The organism is Pseudomonas sp. 02C 26, assembly GCF_002843585.1.
GTDB lineage: Bacteria > Pseudomonadota > Gammaproteobacteria > Pseudomonadales > Pseudomonadaceae > Aquipseudomonas > Aquipseudomonas shirazensis.
Map to the genome: position 1 here is coordinate 4,030,086 of NZ_CP025262.1, position 18,254 is coordinate 4,048,339.

Below are 18,254 nucleotides of genomic sequence, written 5' to 3' on the forward strand. Positions count from 1 at the left end.
GATAGGCAATGACCGACGGTTTTTCCCAACGCACGCCGCAACAAGCCCTCGCCGCCTTGCTCGAGCGCGTGCAACCGCAGCGCCTGCTGCTGGTGGGCACGCGCTTCCCGGCGCTGGATGCCTTTGCCCAGGCGCACCCACAGGTGGTTATCGAAGTGGCAGCGCCAGGCGTGCTGCCGGGGCCGCTTGCCGCCCAGCGTTTCGACTTGGCGGTGCTGGTCGACTGCCTTGAGCACTTGCCCAAGCGCACCGGCCTGGAACTGCTGGCAGGCATCCGCAATCTGAATGCCAGTCGCCTGGCGGTGCTGGCCGACTTGAGCGCCTGCGGCTGGCAGGACACCGAGTTTTTCTCGCTGGCGATGTCGGCCAGCGAGAAATTCGGCCGTGAGCAGCAGGTGTTGAGCCTGTTCACCTATGATCTACATGACTACAAGCAGGTCCCTGACTGGCTCAACGCCAGGTTCTGGGCCAACCCTGAAAACTTTGGCAAGTACTGGTGGTGATGTGATGAGTGTTTCGGTTTGCCCTTGCGGCAGTGGCAACCTGCTCGACGCCTGCTGCGGGCATTATCATGCCGGCACCCCGGCGCCAGACGCCCAGGCATTGATGCGCTCGCGCTACAGCGCTTACGTGCTGGGCCTGATCGATTACCTGGTCGCAACCACCCTGCCGGCTCAGCAAGATGGCCTGGACCGCGCTGCAATTGCTGCCTGGAGCGCGCAAAGCACCTGGCTGGGGCTTGAGGTGGAAAGCGCCGAGGTGCTTGGCGGTCAGCCTGAGCATGCGTTTGTCACCTTCATCGCGCGCTGGCATGACGCTCAAGGCGAACACGCCCACCGTGAGCGTTCGGCATTCGTCCAGCGCGATGGCCGTTGGTACTTCATTGACCCAACGGTCGGCCTCAAGGCCACGCGCAACGATCCCTGCCCCTGTGCCAGCGGGCAGAAGTTCAAGAAGTGCTGTTCCAGTTACGTCGGTACTTGACCGTGAACGCCCTCGCCCGCCTGCTCCTGACCAGCTGCGTCCTGCTGCTGACCGGCTGCGCAGGCTGGAGCGGCGAGCAATGGCGCGAACCACAGGTGCATCTGGTCAGGGTCGAAACAGTCAAGGCGCGCCTGCTGCAACAGGAGTTCGTCATTCACCTGCGGGTCGACAACCCCAATGACAGCCGCCTGTTCATCCGCAACCTGAATTACTCGGTGCGGCTCAACCAGTTGCTGCTGGTCGACGATGAGGCGAGCATCTGGCGCAGCGTCGCCGCCCATGAGGGGCGGACCTTCAAGATCACCGCCCGCACCAACCTGTGGAAGCAGCTCAAACCGCTGGCCAAGCTGCTCAAGAGCAGGCAGCCGCTGCGCTATTCACTGCAGGCCGAGCTGAATACCGGGCTGATCATCTGGCGGGGCCTGCACTTGTCGCGCAGTGATGAGATAATGCCCGGCGATTTCTTACCGGAGTAACCTGCAATGACTCAGCAACCGCATGTTCATGGCCCTGACTGCAACCACGATCACGATCATCAGCATGATCATGACCACGGCCATGTGCACGGTCCACACTGCAACCACGGCCACCAGGAGCCGGTGCGCAACGCTTTGAAAGACGTTGGCCGCAACGACCCGTGCCCGTGCGGCAGCGACAAGAAGTTCAAGAAGTGCCACGGCGCCTGATCTTCGCTCGCTGACCCCTGCCGCAAGCAACTGCAGCCTTTGGCCGTGATTGCTTGCGGTTGATGCTTTCCGATCCAGCCAAATCCCTTTTTTGTCACACCTTGCAGGAGCCTCTTCAATGGCCGCCCCCGCTTTTCCTCCTTTGCGTCCCCGCTTCGCCAGCCTGGCGCTGCTAGGTCTGCTTGGTCTTGGCGGCTGCCAGATGAGCGCCGTGCAAGACAGCGTGCCGCCGACCACCGGCGTGCAACCGCTCAAAGGCCTCGCGCAGAACGTTTCGCTGCGGCGCAATGCCATGGGCGCACCGCTGATCGAAAGCAGCAGCTTTCACGATGCGCTGTTCACGCTGGGTTACGTGCACGCCGGCGACCGCATCGAGCAGATGCTCGGCATGCGCCTGCTGGCTCAGGGCCGCTTGGCGGAACTGGCCGGGCCAGAAGCGCTGGATATCGACCGTTTGATGCGTGCAGCCAATCTCAAGCAGAGTGCCAATGCCCTGTACGCCGACGCTTCGCCGCGGCTCAAGCGCTTCTTTGAAGTGTACGCGCGTGGGGTCAACGCCTACCTGTACCGCTACCGCGACAAGTTGCCGGGTGAGCTCGCCCGTAGCGGTTATCGCCCTGAATACTGGAAGGCCGAAGACAGCGCGCTGATCTTCAGCCTGTATGCCTTCAGCCAGTCAGTCAATCTGCAGGAAGAACTCAGCGCCCTGACCCTCGCGCAAAAAGTCGGCAGCGACAAGCTCGCCTGGCTGCTGCCGGGTGCGCCTGACGAGCCGCTGGCCGAAGGCGAAGTCGACAAACTCAAGGGCATCAACCTGGCCAGCCAACTGCCTGCCCTGCCTGCCCTGGCCAGTGCCAGCCAGAAGCTCGCCGACCTGGGCCTGCTTGGCAGCCCGGGCTCGGTCAACCTGGCCCTCGGCCCACAGCGCAGCCGCAGCGGCAAAAGCCTGCTGGCCAGTGACAGCCGCGCCGCCTGGGCCTTGAGCCCGGTACAGATCCACACCGGCAAGTATCAGGTTGCCGGGCTGTCGTTGCCTGGCCTGCCAATCGTGCTGGCCGGCTACAACGGCAAACTGGCCTGGAGCAGCAGCGCGGTCATGGCCGACAACCAGGATTTGTACCTTGAGCAACTGCGCCGCCAAGGCAGCCAGCTGACTTACCTTGCCGATGGCAAATGGCTGCCAACGCGTGCCCGCAGCGAGACCTTCTTCGCCCGCGGCCAGCAGCCACTGCGCGAAGTGCTTTACGACACTCGCCATGGCACCCTGCTCGGCCAGCCTGCTGGCAACGGCCTCGGCCTGGCCCTGAGCCTGCCGCAGCTAAAGGGTGATCGCAGCCTCGACGCCTTGTTCGATCTGACACGCGCCACCTCGGTGGAGCGCGCCTTCGACAGCACCCGCGAGGTCGGCGCAGCGGCGCTCAACTTCGTCTTTGCTGAGCCGCAGCACATCGGTTGGCAGGTCAGTGGGCGCTACCCGAACCGCCGCGAAGGCCAGGGCTTGCTGCCCTCGCCAGGCTGGGATGGGCGCTATGACTGGGACGGCTATGCCGACGCCATGCTCCACCCGTACGACCAGGACCCACCGTCCGGCTGGCTCGGCCATGCCAACGAGCGCAGCCTGGCCAAGGGTTACGGCATGCAGTTGTCCAACACCTGGTACTACCCCGAGCGCGCCGAACGTCTCGGTCAGCTGGCTGCCAATGGCCGCCACGACAGCCGCAGCGTGATGGCCCTGCAAAACGATCAGGTCAGCTTGTTTGCCGACAAGCTCAAGCAGATGTTCAGCGCACCCGGCATGGCCCAGCCGCTCAAGCAGGCGATCGCGGCACTGCCACCGGCGCAGCGCGACAAGGCCAATGCCGCGCTGGCTCGGCTGCAAGCTTTCGATGGTCGCCTGAGCCCAGTGTCGGCAGATGCCGCGCTGTATCAGCTGTTCCTCCAGGAAGTGGCCCGACAGACCTTCCTCGACGATCTTGGGCCTGAATCCGGCCCTGCCTGGCAAGCCTTTGTCAGCAACGCGCAGTTGTCCTACTCGGCGCAGGCTGATCACCTGCTGGGCCGCGATGACAGCCCGTTCTGGGATGACCGCACCACCGCGCAAAAGGAAGACAAACCGGCGATCCTGGCCCGCAGCCTGGCCGCCGCGATCGACACTGGCACGGCGCTGCTCGGCGCCGACCGCAAGGCCTGGCAGTGGGGCAAGCTGCACCAGTACCGCTGGCCAGCACCGGCCTATCACGGCCTGGGTGACGCTATCAGCCGCGCGCCAATGGCGGCTGGCGGCGACTTCAGCACCCTGGCCCTGACGCCATATGCCTGGGGCAGCAACTTCGACACGCAACTGCCAGCCTCGGCGCGGATGATCGTCGACTTTGGCCAGGCCGAACCGCTGCAACTGCTGACCAGCAGTGGTCAGTCCGGCAACCCGGCCAGCCGTCATCACAGCGATGGCCTGGACGCCTGGTTCAAAGGCCGCTTCATGAGCCTGCCGCTGCAACCGCAGAACTTCGCCCGTGCCTACGGTAGCCAGCGCCTGACCCTGGTACCGGGCAAGTAAGCCCACGCCCGACTGCCCGCACAGCCATGGCTGTGCGGGTAACCTCAGCCAGACAATCCGAACTTCATCGCGCCAGCAACGCTCCTAGCTATAACTCCCTAGCCAACGGCCTGCCATGGACCTTGTGATTGCTCGCCCCGAAGGCCTGTACTGCCCACCCGGTGATTTCTACATCGACCCGTGGCGCCCGGTTGATCGCGCGGTGATCACCCACGGTCACGGTGATCACTCACGCTCGGGCAACAATCACTACCTGACCGCGGCGCCCGGTGCCGGTATCCTGCGCAGCCGGCTCGGCCAGCACATCAATCTGCAGACCCTGCCCTACGGTGAACGCCTGGAACACCACGGCGTGAGCTTGAGCTTCCACCCGGCCGGGCATGTGCTCGGCTCGGCGCAGGTGCGCCTTGAGTACCAGGGCGAGGTATGGGTCGCCTCTGGTGACTACAAAGTGGAGCCCGACGGCACCTGCGCGCCGTTCGAGCCGGTGCGTTGCCACACCTTCATCACCGAATCGACATTCGGCCTGCCGATCTACCGCTGGCCGCCGCAAGCGGTGATTTTCGCCGAGATCAACCAGTGGTGGCGGGCCAATCGCGAACAAGGCAAGGCCAGCGTGTTGTTCTGCTATGCCTTCGGCAAGGCCCAGCGCATCCTCCATGGCCTCGACGCCAGCATCGGGCCGATCCTGGTGCATGGCGCGGTCGAGCCGTTGAATCGGGTCTATCGCGAAGCTGGCGTGGCCCTGCCGGAGACCCATTACGCCGGCGACTTTGCCCGCAACGACCCGCTACTGCGCGAGGCATTGATCATGGCGCCGCCGTCGGCTGGCGGCAGCAGCTGGATGAAGCGCTTCGGCGAGTACAGCGATGCCTTCGCCAGCGGCTGGATGCGCCTGCGCGGTACCCGCCGGCGGCGCGGGGTCGATCGCGGTTTTGTGCTGTCTGATCACGCTGATTGGCCGGGGCTGTTGTGGGCCATCGCCCAGACCGGTGCCGAGCGGGTCATGGTCACCCATGGTTCGGTCAATGTGCTGGTGCGCTATTTATCCGAGCAAGGCCTGGACGCGCGGGCCTTCGTTACCGAATACGGCGAAGAAGACGACACCCGCGAGGTTCAGCCATGAAGGCTTTTGCCGAGCTGTACCTGCGCCTGGACGGCACTACCTCGAGCAACGCCAAGTTGCTGGCCTTGCGCGAATACTTCAGCCAGGCGCCAGCGCAGGACGCTGCCTGGGCGGTGTACTTTCTTGCCGGCGGCCGGCCGCGGCAACTGGTGCCAACCCGCTTGTTGCGCGAGCTGGCCATTGAATTGTCAGGCCTGCCCGACTGGCTGTTCGAAGAGAGCTATCAGTCAGTGGGCGACCTGGCCGAAACCATTTCGTTACTGCTCCCCGACAGCGCCCATGCCAGTGATCAGGGTCTGGCTGAGTGGATCGAGCAGCATCTGCTGCCATTGCGCGGCCAGCCCCAGGAAGAGGTACGCGCGCGCCTGCCAGTGTTGTGGGCGCAGCTTGACCGGCAGAGCCTGATGCTCTGCCTGAAACTGATCACCGGCAGTTTCCGCGTGGGCGTGTCGAAACTGCTGGTCACCCGCGCACTGGCGCAGTTGGCCGACCTCGACGCCAAGCGCGTGGCCCAGCGCATGGTCGGCTATACCGACCTCAGCCATAAACCGAGCCCCGCCAGCTACCTCAAGCTGATCGCCGCCGAGTCGGCCGACGAGCACAGCCAGCGCGGCGGCCAGCCGTATCCGTTCTTTCTGGCCCATGCGCTGCAAGCGCCGACCGAACAATTCGACGCCCTGCTCGGCCCGGTCAGCGACTGGCAGGCGGAGTGGAAGTGGGATGGCATCCGCGCGCAGGTGGTCAAACGCGAGGGCCAGTTGTGGATCTGGTCACGAGGCGAAGAGCTGGTGACCGATCGCTTCCCCGAGCTGCACAGCTTGGCCAGCAGCCTGCCGGACGGCACCGTGCTGGATGGCGAGATTCTGGTGTGGAAACCGGGCTCCAGCGGCGACGATGTCGCCGTGCAGCCCTTCGCCCTGCTGCAACAACGGCTCGGCCGCAAGACCTTGGGCAAGAAGCTGCTCGGCGATGCTCCGGTGGTGCTGCAGGCCTACGACCTGCTCGAATGGCAGGACCATGACTGGCGCAGCCGCCCGCAGCACGAACGGCGCGCCCAGCTGGAACGGGTAGTCGCCGAGTACCCGCAGGTGCCGCTGCTGCTGTCACCACTACTGACCGCCGACAGTTGGGCCGACCTGGCCGAGCAGCGCGAACAGTCGCGCAACCTCGGTGTAGAGGGGCTGATGCTCAAGCAGCGCGATGCGCTCTACGGGGTTGGCCGGACCAAGGACATGGGCCTGTGGTGGAAGTGGAAGATTGACCCGTTCAGCGTCGATGCCGTGCTGATCTATGCCCAGCGTGGCCATGGCCGGCGCGCGAGCCTGTACAGCGATTACACCTTTGCCGTGTGGGACGCACCGGCAGGCACGCCTGGACGTGCGCTGGTGCCATTCGCCAAGGCCTACTCAGGCCTCAGCGATGCAGAAATGCGCAAGGTCGATGCAATCGTGCGCAAAACCACCGTGGAAACCTTCGGCCCGGTGCGCAGCGTCACCCCGACGCTGGTGTTCGAACTGGGCTTTGAAGGCATCGCGCTGTCCAAGCGGCACAAGAGCGGCATCGCCGTGCGCTTCCCACGGATGCTGCGCTGGCGCCTGGACAAGCCGGTCGAGGAAGCCGACGACCTGGCCACCTTGCAGGCCCTGCTGAGCTGAAAACCGTGATCGGGATCTGCCTGCGCGCATGCGCAACGCCGAAGTTTGTGCTTCTATCTTCAGTCGCAGCCCGATCATCAACCAGCACCCAGGACCCCCATGCACCACTCGACCCACAGCTTGCTCAGCCCCGCGCCCGGCATCAGCCGGCACCTGCACAGCTTCCAGTTCGGCCCAGCCGGCGCCGGCAAAGTCTACATACAGGCCTCGCTGCACGCCGACGAACTGCCGGGCATGCTGGTCGCCTGGCACCTCAAGCAGCGCCTGCTCGAACTGGAACAGCAAGGCCTGTTGCGTCAGCAGGTCCTGCTGGTGCCAGTGGCCAACCCATTGGGCATCGAGCAAGTGCTGCTGGATGCACCCATGGGCCGCTTCGAGCTGCACAGCGGGGAGAACTTCAACCGCAACTTCGTCGACCTTTCGGACACCATCGGCGACCAGCTCGAAGGCCAATTGACGCAGGACCCGCACCACAACCTTGAGCTGATCCGCGAGCACCTGCGCCGGGGCCTGGACGCGCACCCGGTACGTACCGCGCTGCAGTCCCAGCGCTTGTGCCTGCAAAGACTGGCGTGCGATGCCGACATGGTCCTCGACCTGCACTGCGACTTCGAAGCGGTCGAACACCTGTACACCACGCCGCAGGCCTGGCCGCGGGTCGAGCCGCTGGCGCGCTACCTCGGGGCGCAAGCCAGCCTGCTCGCGACCGACTCGGGCGGGCAGTCGTTCGATGAGTGCTTCAGTCTGGTCTGGTGGCAATTGCAGCAGCGCTTCGGCAAGCGCTACCCGATCCCCGACGGTGGCATTTCGGTCACGCTGGAGCTGCGCGGGCAAGCCGACGTCTGTCACGCGCTGGCGGCCAAGGACTGCCAGGCGATCATCGACTTTCTGACCCACGCGGGCGTTATCGAAGGGCAACCGACCGAATTACCGGCGCTGCTCCATCCGGCCACGCCACTGGCCGCAGTGGAACCCGTCAGCACCCCCCAGGGCGGGCTGCTGGTATTCCACGCAAAACCCGGCCAATACCTGCAAGCCGGGCAACTGATTGCCGAGGTGATCGACCCACTCACCGATCAGGTCAGTTCGCTGCGCAATCAACAGGCCGGGCTGCTGTATGCCCGTAGCGTTCGGCGCATGGCAACCAGCGGCATGGTCGTCGCCCATGTCGCGGGCGAGCAGATTTGCCGCAGTGGTTACCTGTTGGGCAACTAACAGGTAAACCAATCGGCACGCACGGCGGTCTGTAGAAACACAGCCTTTGACGGATCCACGCATGCCCGCCACAACCGACCTTGCCAACGCCTGGTTTGCCACGCGTGGATTCAAACCCTTCGCCTTTCAGCGCCAGGTCTGGGCCGCCGTCGAGCGTGGCGAGTCGGGACTGGTGCATGCCAGCACCGGCTCTGGCAAAACCTACGCGGTATGGCTGGCCGCCCTGCGCGCCTATGCGCGCACGGCCAACCCGAGCGGTAAGCCGGCGCCGCTGCAGGTGCTGTGGATCACGCCGATGCGTGCGCTGGCAGCGGATACAGCACGTGCCCTGCAGGCACCGCTGGATGACCTGGAACTGAACTGGAACGTCGGCGTGCGCAGTGGAGATACCAGCTCTGCCGAGCGCGCCCGCCAAGCCCGGCGACTGCCCAGCACGCTGGTGACCACTCCAGAAAGCCTGACCCTGTTGCTGACCCGCGCCCAGGCCAATGAAGACTTTGCGCAGCTGCGCATGGTGGTGGTCGACGAATGGCACGAGTTGCTTGGCAACAAGCGTGGCGTGCAGCTCCAGTTGGCGTTGGCGCGCTTGCGCCGCTGGCATCCCGGGCTGGTGGTATGGGGGCTGTCGGCAACCTTGGGCAATCTTGAGCACGCCCGCGATGTGCTGTTGCCCGCCGGTGGCTCACTGGTCAAAGGGCGTCAGGACAAACGTTTTGTCGTCGACACGTTATTGCCGGAGGCAATCGAGCGCTTCCCTTGGGCCGGCCACATGGGCCTGAAAATGCTCAAGCAGGTCAGTGCCGAAATCGACGCCAGTGAAAGCTGCCTGGTCTTCACCAATACCCGCGCGCAAGCCGAGCTGTGGTATCAGGCACTTCTCGAGCACCGCCCTGACTGGGCCGGGTTGATCGCCCTGCACCATGCCTCGTTGGCTCGGCAGACCCGCGACTGGGTAGAGCGCAGTCTCAAGCAAGGCTCGCTCAAGGCGGTGATATGCACGTCAAGCCTGGACCTCGGGGTGGATTTTCTGCCAGTAGAGCGGGTACTGCAGATTGGCTCGGCCAAGGGTATCGCGCGTTTGATGCAGCGTGCGGGTCGATCCGGGCATGCGCCCGGGCGCGCCTCGCGGATTACCCTGGTGCCGACCCACAGCCTCGAGCTGGTCGAGGCCGCCGCTGCTCGCCATGCCCTGGCCGCCGGCCAGATCGAGGCACGCCAGTCGCCGCGGCTGAGCATGGATGTGCTGGTGCAGCACCTGGTCAGCATGGCGCTGGGCAGCGGCTTTCGCCCGGCAGAACTGCTCGAGGAAGTGCGCAGCACCTGGGCCTTTCGCGAACTGCGCGACAGCCAATGGCAATGGGCACTGGATTTTGTCTGCCATGGCGGCAGCTCGCTGACGGCCTACCCTGACTACCAGCGCGTCGAAGCCCACGCCGACGGCATCTGGCGTGTGGCCAACGAGCGCCTGGCGCGGCGCCATCGGATGGGGATCGGCACCATCGTCAGCGATGCCAGTATTCAGCTCAAATACTGGAGCAAGGGCGGCGGCGGCAAACAGCTGGGCAGCGTCGAGGAATCATTTATCGCGCGTCTCAAACCCGGCGATACGCTGGTGTTTGCCGGCCGCGTGCTGGAGCTGGTGCGGGTCGAGAACATGACCGCCTATGTACGCCGCAGTACCGCTCGCAAGGCGGCGATTGCCCGCTGGAATGGCGGCCGTATGCCGCTGTCGAGCGAACTGGCGGACGCCTTGGTGGAGCGCCTGGATGCCGCAGCCCATGACCACTTCGACGGCCCGGAAATGCGCGCCGTGCGACCTCTGCTGGAGTTGCAGGCGACTTGGTCGGCGCTGCCCACCCAGCACACCCTGCTGGCCGAGACATTCACTTCAAGACAAGGCTCGCATCTGTTTCTGTACCCATTCGCCGGACGCATGGCCAACCTGGGCCTGGCCAATCTGATAGCGTGGCGCGTGAGCCGGGTGCAGCCATTGTCGGTGTCCATTGCGGTCAATGATTACGGCTTCGAGCTGGTCAGCCCCAGCACGGTCGACTGGGCCACGTATCTGCCGCGGGCGTTGAGCACGGATGATCTGCTCGAAGATGCACTGGCCAGCTTGAATGCGGGCGAAATGGCGCTGCGGCGCTTTCGCGAAATCGCGCAGATTTCCGGGCTGGTGTTCGGCGGCTACCCAGCCGCGCAGAAGAGCACTCGACAGATTCAGGCCTCCAGCGGATTGTTCTACGAGGTATTTCGCAAGCACGACGCCGACAATCTGTTGCTCGGCCAAGCGCGGGATGAGGTGCTGCGCGAAGAACTGGAAATCGAGCGGCTGCATCGGCAGTTGCTCAAATTGAGTACGCTGCGTCTGGATCTGCACGACCTGCGTCGCCCCGGACCATTGGCTTTCGCGCTGTTGGTAGAAGGCATGCGCGAGACCCTGAGCACAGAAAAACTGGCCGACCGCATTGCACGGATGGTGGCTGATCTGGAAAAAGTCGCCGACGCACCCAAGGGGCGAACCCGGCGCGGGAGCTGAGCCTCGCCCTGAATACAAGGACTTCTATGCAGCACCTGGAAATGCAGCACCTGGAAATCGAACACTGCGGCGAAACGCTCTGGCTGCTGCCGGACAAGGCCATGTACTGGCCAGCGCGGCGGGCCTTGTTGGTCGCTGATGTGCACATCGGCAAGGCGGCAAGCTATCGCGCGTTGAATCAGCCAGTGCCGCGCGGCACCACCGATGCCACCCTCGCCCGCCTTGATGCGTTGCTTACCGAGCACGCTTGCGAGCAATTGATTGTACTCGGCGATTTCTTGCACGCCCGCCACGCTCAGGCGCCGGCGATCATCGCCAAGCTCAAGGCCTGGCGCGAGCGGCATGCTCAGGTGCAGATGATTCTGGTGCGCGGCAACCATGACCGCCATGCCGGCGACCCACCGACGGAACTGAACATCGAGATCAAGGAAGAACCGTGGCTATACGGCCCGTTTGCCCTGCAGCACGAGCCAACGGCAAACCCTCCGCACACGGTGCTGGCAGGGCACGTACATCCGGTTTACGTACTCCGTGGCAGAGCCCGGCAGCGGTTGCGCTTGCCGTGCTTTCTGATCAACAAGGAGGTCTGCCTGTTGCCCGCATTCGGCGAATTCACCGGGGGCTGGACGGTCGAACCCGACGCAGCCACCCGCGTGTTTCTGGCAGGGGCTGAGCGGGTCTGGGCAGTGCAGCGTTAATTACGCAACAGGAGTAGGCGGTATGTCGTCCGGCAAGGTCGGTACACCCGGCTCGGTCGGTTGATGCTCACCCGGCTGAGGCGGCTGCGGGCTGTCCGGGTCCGGCTGGCCGGGCACTCCTCCTGCCTGCACAGGCAGTGGTGGCTGCGCCAACAGCGACCAGGCCAGCAGGCCGATCTGGTTAGGCTGGAGATGAGCCAGCTGGGCACTGACAGTGGTATGGAGTTTCATAGGCAGCTCCTCACGGGGGCCGGCGTACGTCATGCACGCCGCAACTGTTACCCCGTTGGAGTGCCTTGCGGGCAACTAATTCCCCGCGCTCGTCGGCTCAGGTCCGCGGCAGGGTGACCCCACGCTGGCCCTGATACTTGCCGCCACGGTCTTTATAGGAGACTTCGCACTCTTCATCGGACTCGAGGAACAGCATCTGCGCCACGCCTTCGTTGGCGTAAATCTTTGCCGGCAAGGTGGTGGTGTTGGAGAACTCCAGGGTCACATGGCCTTCCCACTCCGGCTCGAGCGGCGTGACGTTGACGATGATGCCGCAGCGCGCGTAGGTGCTTTTGCCCAGGCAGATGGTCAGGACGTTGCGCGGTATGCGGAAGTACTCGACGGTGCGCGCCAGGGCGAACGAGTTCGGCGGGATGATGCAGACGTCGCTTTTGACGTCGACAAAGCTGCCGGCGTCGAAGTTTTTCGGGTCGACCGTGGCCGAATTGATGTTGGTGAAGACCTTGAATTCGTCTGCGCAGCGCACGTCGTAGCCGTAGCTGGAAACGCCGAAGGAAATCACCCGGCTGGCTTCGTCACCGCGCACCTGGCGCTCGACGAAGGGTTCGATCATGCCGTGTTCCTGCGCCATGCGGCGAATCCACTTGTCTGATTTGATGCTCATGGCGGGTGTCCTGAAGGCTGCAAGGTAAAAAACGAGAAGCGCATCTTACCGGTCCCGGCCTCCGGGTTAAAGTTCCCCGGCCGTATCCCACGCCGGACGGGGCTTGCAGCCGCCGCCGATCCGATTTTGAGCAAAGCCGCGTTTGACCATTGGCAGGCTGAAGAAAGTGGGGTATGGTGACGTCACTGTGCTGCACGTGACACCGAGAACTCTAGTTAGATGCACGATCCCAATCTGCCCATCGCTGAATTTTCCGACTCTTTGCACTCAGTCCGGCCAGGGCATTTCCTGCGCCGATAATTACTTTGTCCAAGGAGACAGACACATGTCCAACCGTCAAAACGGTACCGTCAAGTGGTTCAACGATGAAAAAGGCTACGGCTTCATCACCCCTCAATCGGGTGACGACCTGTTCGTGCACTTCAAAGCCATCCAAGCTGACGGCTTCAAGACTCTGAAAGAAGGCCAAGCCGTAACTTTCGTCGCTACCCGCGGCCAGAAAGGTATGCAGGCTGAAGAAGTTCAACTGGGTTAATTCCAGCTGGCTTCAAAAAAACCCGCTTCGGCGGGTTTTTTTATGCCTGCAATTTAGCTATCAGACCAGCGCGAACGGCATCCCCACTTACGCAGGGATGCCGAGATATCAGTCTTCGCTGATGGTGATGCTCGGCATGGCCGGAGCGGCTGCTTCCTGCAACACGATACGTGCACCGACCTGCCGCGCCAGTTCTTGGTAGACCATGGCAATCTGACTTTCCGGCTCGGCAATCGCAGTCGGCTTGCCGCTGTCAGCCTGCTCGCGAATCAGCATCGACAGTGGCAGCGACGCCAGCAAGTCGACACCGTATTGCGAGGCCAGCTTGGCACCGCCGCCCTCGCCGAACAGGTGCTCGGCATGGCCACAGTTGGAGCAGATATGCACGGCCATGTTCTCCACCACGCCAAGTACCGGGATGTTGACCTTGCGGAACATCTCCACACCCTTGCGCGCGTCAAGCAGGGCCAGGTCCTGCGGCGTGGTCACGATCACCGAACCGGCCACCGGGACTTTCTGCGCCAGGGTCAGCTGGATATCGCCAGTGCCGGGCGGCATGTCGATCACCAGGTAGTCCAGATCATCCCAGGCCGTCTGGGTCACCAGTTGCAGCAGGGCGCCGGAGACCATCGGCCCGCGCCAGACCATCGGCGTGTTGTCGTCAGTCAGAAATGCCATCGACATCACTTCGACGCCGTGCGCCTTGATCGGCACAAACCACTTCTGCTCACGAATCTGCGGTCGAGTACCTTCGGCGATACCGAACATCACGCCCTGGCTTGGGCCATAGATATCGGCATCGAGAATACCCACCCGCGCCCCTTCGCGCGCCAACGCCAAGGCCAGGTTGGCCGAAGTGGTCGACTTGCCTACGCCACCTTTGCCCGAGGCAACAGCGATGATGTTCTTCACGTTGGCCATGCCGGGCACTTGCGCCTGGGCCTTGTGTGCGCTGATCACACAATCGATCGAGACGTTGGCGGCAGTTACGCCCTCTATGTTCTCGACAGCGGTCTGCAATACCTGCGCCCAGCCATTCTTGAACAGCCCGGCAGCATAGCCCAACTGCAGCTGCACGCTGACCTGGCTACCCTGGATGTCGATCGCGCGTACGCAACCGGCGCTGACCGGGTCCTGGTTCAGGTAGGGATCGGTGTACTGGCGAAGCGCGGCTTCGACATCGGCACGTGTGACGGCACTCATGGAGGCTCCCATAGGCAAGATCTGAAGGTGAGACAGGCGCCTATGCTAACCCGTCAATCGTCAGCAGGTACGTCGATGGGGTGAAATATATTCGCTGTCGCTTTATAGTGGCCGATCAACTTTGTATCCCGTCTAGCCAGAGTAATAGCCGAGCCACCATGTCCGAGCCACGTCAGATTCTCGTCACCAGCGCCCTGCCCTATGCCAACGGTTCCATTCACCTTGGCCATATGCTCGAGTACATCCAGACGGACATGTGGGTTCGCTTCCAGAAGCTGCGCGGCAACCAGTGCACCTATGTCTGCGCCGACGACGCCCACGGCTCGGCGATCATGCTGCGTGCCGAAAAAGAAGGCATCACCCCCGAGCAGTTGATCGCCGACGTGCAGGCCGAGCACAGCAGTGACTTTGCCGAATTCCTGGTCGACTTCGACAACTTCCACTCGACCCACAGCGATGAAAACCGCGAACTGTCGAGCATGATCTACACCCGCCTGCGCGACGCCGGGCACATCGCCAACCGCTCGGTCACGCAGTACTTCGACCCGGAAAAAGGCATGTTCCTGGCCGACCGCTTCATCAAGGGCACCTGCCCCAAGTGCGCGGCTGAAGATCAGTACGGCGACAACTGCGAGAAGTGCGGCGCAACCTACGCCCCGACCGAACTGAAGAACCCCAAGTCAGCGATCTCTGGCGCCACGCCAGTACTCAAGGACTCCAAGCACTTCTTCTTCAAGCTGCCTGACTTCCAGGCCATGCTGCAACAGTGGACCCGCAGTGGCACCCTGCAGGACGCCGTTGCCAACAAACTCGCCGAGTGGCTCGACTCCGGTTTGCAGGAGTGGGACATCTCCCGCGACGCACCGTATTTCGGCTTCGAAATCCCGGATGAGCCAGGCAAGTACTTCTATGTCTGGCTGGACGCGCCCATCGGCTACATGGCCAGCTTCAAGAACCTCTGCGCACGCCGCCCGGAGCTGGACTTCGATGCGTACTGGAAGGCCGACTCGACCACCGAGCTGTATCACTTCATCGGCAAGGACATCGTCAACTTCCACGCCCTGTTCTGGCCGGCCATGCTCGAAGGCGCAGGCCTGCGCAAGCCGACCGCAATCAACGTGCACGGCTACCTGACGGTCAACGGCGCGAAGATGTCGAAGTCGCGTGGCACTTTCATCAAGGCGCGTACTTACCTCGACCACCTGGCGCCGGAATACCTGCGTTATTACTACGCCGCCAAACTTGGCCGCGGCGTCGATGACCTCGACCTGAACCTGGAAGACTTCATCCAGAAGGTCAACTCCGACCTGGTCGGCAAAGTGGTGAACATTGCCAGCCGTTGCGCAGGCTTCATCCACAAAGGCAATGCCGGTGTGATGGTCGGCGGTGATGCCGCGCCTGAGCTGACCGAGGCCTTTGTCGCCGCCGCGCCATCGATCGCCGAAGCCTACGAGGCACGCGACTTTGCCCGCGCCATGCGCGAAATCATGGCCCTGGCCGACCGCGCCAATGCCTGGATTGCCGACAAGGCGCCGTGGTCGCTGGCCAAACAGGAAGGCAAGCAGGACGAGGTTCAGGCCATCTGCGCCCAAGGCATCAACCTGTTCCGCCAGCTGGTGATCTTCCTCAAACCGGTATTGCCAGTGCTGGCAGCAGACGCCGAGGCCTTCCTCAACGTCGCCCCGCTGCGCTGGGACGATCACCAGTCACGCCTGGAAAACCATCAGCTGAATGCGTTCAAGCCACTGATGAGCCGCATCGAACCGGCCAAGGTCGAAGCCATGATCGCAGCCAGCAAGGAGGACCTGCTCGCCTCCCAGGCCCCCAGCGCCCCTGCTGGCAATGGCGAGCTGAGCAAGGATCCGCTGGCTGCGGAAATCGAATTCGACACCTTCGCCGCCGTCGACCTGCGCGTAGCCCTGATCGTCAAAGCCGAAGCAGTACCGGGTGCTGACAAGCTGCTGCAACTGACCCTGGACATCGGCGACGAGCGTCGCAACGTGTTCTCCGGGATCAAGTCGGCCTACCCTGACCCGTCGTTGCTGGAAGGCCGCCTGACCATGATGGTGGCCAACCTCAAGCCCCGCAAGATGCGCTTCGGCATCTCCGAGGGCATGGTCATGGCAGCCGGCCCTGGCGGCGAAGAGATCTACCTGCTCAGCCCTGACAGCGGCGCCAAGCCAGGCCAGCGCATCAAGTAACCGAGCAACAACGCCCCGGCCAAGTGCCGGGGCGTTGTTTTGGCCAACGTGGCCAGCGACCATCGCCTCCCCGCCTCAAACGAGAGCCTAGCCTTTCATGAATGCCGCCAAACGCCTGGAGATCTTTCGTCGGCTGCACGAAGAGAACCCAGAGCCCAAGACCGAACTCGCCTACACCACACCGTTTGAATTGCTGATTGCGGTGATCCTGTCAGCCCAGGCCACCGATGTCGGCGTCAACAAGGCCACGGCGCGCCTGTATCCGGTTGCCAATACGCCCGAGGCGATCTACGCCCTGGGCGTCGACGGGCTAAGCGCCTACATCCGCACCATCGGCTTGTTCAACAGCAAGGCGAAAAACGTCATCGAAACCTGCAGGCTGCTGATTGAGCTGCATGGCAGCGTAGTCCCCGACAACCGCGAAGCACTCGAGGCGCTGCCAGGCGTGGGCCGCAAGACCGCCAACGTGGTGCTCAATACGGCGTTCAGGCAACCCGCCATGGCCGTCGACACGCATATTTTCCGCGTCAGCAACCGCACCGGGATCGCCCCTGGCAAGACCGTGCTGGAAGTGGAAAAAAAGCTGATGCGCTTCGTTCCCAAGGATTACCTGCTCGATGCTCATCACTGGCTGATTCTCCACGGCCGCTACGTATGCCAGGCGCGCAAGCCGCGCTGCGGCAGCTGCCGCATCGAGGATTTGTGCGAATACCGACTAAAAACCTCGGACGATTGAGCCGATAGCCAGAACACCCCCTCCCTGATTGAAAAAATCTTTTTTACCAGACCAGAGATTCTCGTTATAAGGTCGGCCAATGGCCCCTTGGCTTGGAGTAACTCATGAGCACTGACAAAGAAGACCTGGTGATCGATGACGATCTGGTACTGAGCACCGATGACGAGCCGGAGCCGCGGGTAGAAGTTGCCAAGACCAACCTGGACAAGCGTCGCACCATTGACAACTTGCTGGAGGAGCGACGCCTGCAGCGGCAACTCGCCGATTACGACTACGACCTGTAAAACCACGATCTGTAAACAGGCCGGCACCAAGCCTGCTCAGGCCAGCCCATGACGCTGGGCAAGCTCGATCAGATCGACCAGTGAGCGAGCATTGAGCTTGAGCAGCAGCCGGGTTTTATAGGTGCTGACGGTCTTGTTGCTGAGGAACATACTTTCGGCGATATCCTTGTTGCTCTTGCCCCTGGCCAATTGCTGCAGCACCATCATCTCACGCGCAGAAAGGCGCTCGACCATTTCGGTCTCGGTCCCACGACTGATGGCGCTGCGAGCCTTGTGCAGGGCTTGATTGGGGAAATAGCTGTAGCCCGAGAGCACCGCCTTGATTGCACTGAGCAATTCGGTCAGTTCCTGCTGCTTGCAGACATAGCCGGCCGCGCCGGCCTGCATGCAGCGCATGGAGAAATGCCCTGGCGCCTGCGACGTCAACACCAGTACCTTGCTGCTGGGGCTGGCGAGGCCGATGCGGCCAATCACCTCAAGCCCATCGAGCTTGGGTATACCGATGTCCAGGACCACGATATCTGGCAGGTAGTCCCGGGTCAGTTGCAGCGCATCTACGCCGTTGTCGGTTTCTGCCACAACGTCATAACCATGCCGCTCCATCAGCATGCGCACAGCAAGGCGAATGACCGGGTGATCATCCACGATAAGCACTTTATTCATGCGACATCCATTGATTTATTTTTTTATCCAGCCGCCACCATAACCGAGCGCAACGGCAAATAGCGCGGGGGGTGGGGCCCGTAGGACACGCAGAGATGAAACCTACGTTAATCAAGGAAATTTCCTACAAACAGGCATCTTAGGAAATCATGCCCCTTGCCCTCTATTCACCAGACGGCAGCCTGGCGACACAAGCGCTATTCAAGCCAGCATCATCGCTGACGCATGCAGGATCAATCAGCCCACAACGCAGGACTCGACATCAACGCTCTGATGA

18 protein-coding genes are annotated in these 18,254 nt (G+C 62.8%); 14 read left to right on the plus strand and 4 right to left on the minus strand.

Annotated features, from left to right (window positions below; translation table 11 throughout):
- Positions 1-8: 8 nt before the first annotated feature.
- The 10 genes from CXQ80_RS18390 (at position 9) to pdeM (ending at position 11,460) form a co-directional block, all read left to right on the plus strand.
- Positions 9-503, plus strand: coding sequence for a DUF6231 family protein (locus tag CXQ80_RS18390; RefSeq protein WP_101321816.1), 495 nt, complete (start codon positions 9-11; stop codon positions 501-503).
- Between the two features lie 4 nt (positions 504-507).
- On the plus strand, positions 508-984 hold the full coding sequence (locus tag CXQ80_RS18395) for a YchJ family protein (RefSeq protein WP_101321817.1): 477 nt from the start codon (positions 508-510) through the stop codon (positions 982-984).
- Between the two features lie 2 nt (positions 985-986).
- The gene (locus CXQ80_RS18400) at positions 987-1,460 is read left to right on the plus strand and encodes an LEA type 2 family protein (RefSeq protein ID WP_101321818.1); all 474 of its coding nucleotides are present in this window, start codon (positions 987-989) and stop codon (positions 1,458-1,460) included.
- Positions 1,461-1,466: 6 nt separating this feature from the next.
- Complete coding sequence (locus CXQ80_RS18405) at positions 1,467-1,670, plus strand: SEC-C metal-binding domain-containing protein (RefSeq protein WP_101321819.1); 204 nt, start codon at positions 1,467-1,469, stop codon at positions 1,668-1,670.
- Positions 1,671-1,788: 118 nt separating this feature from the next.
- Positions 1,789-4,227 carry a penicillin acylase family protein gene (locus CXQ80_RS18410; RefSeq protein WP_101321820.1) on the plus strand — a complete coding sequence of 813 codons (2,439 nt, stop codon included), beginning with the start codon at positions 1,789-1,791 and terminating at the stop codon, positions 4,225-4,227.
- A gap of 115 nt (positions 4,228-4,342) precedes the next feature.
- Positions 4,343-5,353 carry a ligase-associated DNA damage response exonuclease gene (locus CXQ80_RS18415; RefSeq protein WP_101321821.1) on the plus strand — a complete coding sequence of 337 codons (1,011 nt, stop codon included), beginning with the start codon at positions 4,343-4,345 and terminating at the stop codon, positions 5,351-5,353.
- The gene (locus tag CXQ80_RS18420) at positions 5,350-7,008 is read left to right on the plus strand and encodes an ATP-dependent DNA ligase (protein ID WP_101321822.1); all 1,659 of its coding nucleotides are present in this window, start codon (positions 5,350-5,352) and stop codon (positions 7,006-7,008) included. Before CXQ80_RS18415 ends, CXQ80_RS18420 begins: the two co-directional genes overlap by 4 nt.
- A gap of 99 nt (positions 7,009-7,107) precedes the next feature.
- Positions 7,108-8,223: a succinylglutamate desuccinylase/aspartoacylase family protein gene (locus tag CXQ80_RS18425; RefSeq protein ID WP_101321823.1), complete on the plus strand. Its 1,116-nt coding sequence runs from the start codon at positions 7,108-7,110 to the stop codon at positions 8,221-8,223.
- 61 nt (positions 8,224-8,284) lie between these two features.
- The gene (locus CXQ80_RS18430) at positions 8,285-10,762 is read left to right on the plus strand and encodes a ligase-associated DNA damage response DEXH box helicase (RefSeq protein WP_101321824.1); all 2,478 of its coding nucleotides are present in this window, start codon (positions 8,285-8,287) and stop codon (positions 10,760-10,762) included.
- 41 nt (positions 10,763-10,803) lie between these two features.
- Positions 10,804-11,460 (plus strand): ligase-associated DNA damage response endonuclease PdeM, encoded by a 657-nt coding sequence (gene pdeM, locus CXQ80_RS18435; RefSeq protein WP_150572235.1) that lies wholly within the window; start codon positions 10,804-10,806, stop codon positions 11,458-11,460.
- Here the strand turns inward: pdeM and CXQ80_RS18440 are convergent, their stop codons facing one another.
- Together CXQ80_RS18440 and dcd are read right to left on the minus strand one after the other, a co-directional pair.
- Entirely contained in the window at positions 11,461-11,691 is a 231-nt protein-coding gene (locus CXQ80_RS18440; protein ID WP_101321826.1) for a hypothetical protein, read from the minus strand.
- A 97-nt stretch (positions 11,692-11,788) separates the two neighbouring features.
- Positions 11,789-12,355 (minus strand): dCTP deaminase, encoded by a 567-nt coding sequence (gene dcd / locus CXQ80_RS18445; protein WP_101321827.1) that lies wholly within the window; start codon positions 12,353-12,355, stop codon positions 11,789-11,791.
- Positions 12,356-12,680: 325 nt separating this feature from the next.
- On the opposite strand from dcd, the gene CXQ80_RS18450 reads away from it, so the two are divergent.
- Positions 12,681-12,890 carry a cold-shock protein gene (locus tag CXQ80_RS18450; protein WP_101321828.1) on the plus strand — a complete coding sequence of 70 codons (210 nt, stop codon included), beginning with the start codon at positions 12,681-12,683 and terminating at the stop codon, positions 12,888-12,890.
- Between the two features lie 108 nt (positions 12,891-12,998).
- On the opposite strand, the gene apbC is transcribed toward CXQ80_RS18450, so the two are convergent.
- On the minus strand, positions 12,999-14,093 hold the full coding sequence (apbC, locus tag CXQ80_RS18455; RefSeq protein WP_101321829.1) for an iron-sulfur cluster carrier protein ApbC: 1,095 nt from the start codon (positions 14,091-14,093) through the stop codon (positions 12,999-13,001).
- A 158-nt stretch (positions 14,094-14,251) separates the two neighbouring features.
- On the opposite strand from apbC, the gene metG reads away from it, so the two are divergent.
- The 3 genes from metG to CXQ80_RS18470 all read left to right on the plus strand — a co-directional run bounded on the left by metG (position 14,252) and on the right by CXQ80_RS18470 (position 17,314).
- Positions 14,252-16,294: a methionine--tRNA ligase gene (gene metG / locus CXQ80_RS18460; RefSeq protein WP_101321830.1), complete on the plus strand. Its 2,043-nt coding sequence runs from the start codon at positions 14,252-14,254 to the stop codon at positions 16,292-16,294.
- Between the two features lie 97 nt (positions 16,295-16,391).
- Entirely contained in the window at positions 16,392-17,030 is a 639-nt protein-coding gene (nth, locus tag CXQ80_RS18465; protein ID WP_101321831.1) for an endonuclease III, read from the plus strand.
- Between the two features lie 104 nt (positions 17,031-17,134).
- Positions 17,135-17,314, plus strand: coding sequence for a PA3496 family putative envelope integrity protein (locus CXQ80_RS18470; protein WP_101321832.1), 180 nt, complete (start codon positions 17,135-17,137; stop codon positions 17,312-17,314).
- A 36-nt stretch (positions 17,315-17,350) separates the two neighbouring features.
- On the opposite strand, the gene CXQ80_RS18475 is transcribed toward CXQ80_RS18470, so the two are convergent.
- Positions 17,351-17,977: a response regulator transcription factor gene (locus tag CXQ80_RS18475; RefSeq protein ID WP_101321833.1), complete on the minus strand. Its 627-nt coding sequence runs from the start codon at positions 17,975-17,977 to the stop codon at positions 17,351-17,353.
- Positions 17,978-18,254: the final 277 nt, after the last annotated feature.

Coding starts and splice junctions, on each gene's coding strand:
- apbC (WP_101321829.1), bottom strand. CDS start 14,093: ATGAGTGCCGTCACACGTGCCGATGTCGAAGCCGCGCTTCGCCAGTAC.
- CXQ80_RS18430 (WP_101321824.1), top strand. CDS start 8,285: ATGCCCGCCACAACCGACCTTGCCAACGCCTGGTTTGCCACGCGTGGA.
- CXQ80_RS18475 (WP_101321833.1), bottom strand. CDS start 17,977: ATGAATAAAGTGCTTATCGTGGATGATCACCCGGTCATTCGCCTTGCT.
- CXQ80_RS18450 (WP_101321828.1), top strand. CDS start 12,681: ATGTCCAACCGTCAAAACGGTACCGTCAAGTGGTTCAACGATGAAAAA.
- pdeM (WP_150572235.1), top strand. CDS start 10,804: ATGCAGCACCTGGAAATCGAACACTGCGGCGAAACGCTCTGGCTGCTG.
- dcd (WP_101321827.1), bottom strand. CDS start 12,355: ATGAGCATCAAATCAGACAAGTGGATTCGCCGCATGGCGCAGGAACAC.
- CXQ80_RS18415 (WP_101321821.1), top strand. CDS start 4,343: ATGGACCTTGTGATTGCTCGCCCCGAAGGCCTGTACTGCCCACCCGGT.
- CXQ80_RS18405 (WP_101321819.1), top strand. CDS start 1,467: ATGACTCAGCAACCGCATGTTCATGGCCCTGACTGCAACCACGATCAC.
- CXQ80_RS18395 (WP_101321817.1), top strand. CDS start 508: ATGAGTGTTTCGGTTTGCCCTTGCGGCAGTGGCAACCTGCTCGACGCC.
- CXQ80_RS18410 (WP_101321820.1), top strand. CDS start 1,789: ATGGCCGCCCCCGCTTTTCCTCCTTTGCGTCCCCGCTTCGCCAGCCTG.
- nth (WP_101321831.1), top strand. CDS start 16,392: ATGAATGCCGCCAAACGCCTGGAGATCTTTCGTCGGCTGCACGAAGAG.
- CXQ80_RS18440 (WP_101321826.1), bottom strand. CDS start 11,691: ATGAAACTCCATACCACTGTCAGTGCCCAGCTGGCTCATCTCCAGCCT.
- CXQ80_RS18420 (WP_101321822.1), top strand. CDS start 5,350: ATGAAGGCTTTTGCCGAGCTGTACCTGCGCCTGGACGGCACTACCTCG.
- CXQ80_RS18390 (WP_101321816.1), top strand. CDS start 9: ATGACCGACGGTTTTTCCCAACGCACGCCGCAACAAGCCCTCGCCGCC.
- CXQ80_RS18425 (WP_101321823.1), top strand. CDS start 7,108: ATGCACCACTCGACCCACAGCTTGCTCAGCCCCGCGCCCGGCATCAGC.
- metG (WP_101321830.1), top strand. CDS start 14,252: ATGTCCGAGCCACGTCAGATTCTCGTCACCAGCGCCCTGCCCTATGCC.
- CXQ80_RS18470 (WP_101321832.1), top strand. CDS start 17,135: ATGAGCACTGACAAAGAAGACCTGGTGATCGATGACGATCTGGTACTG.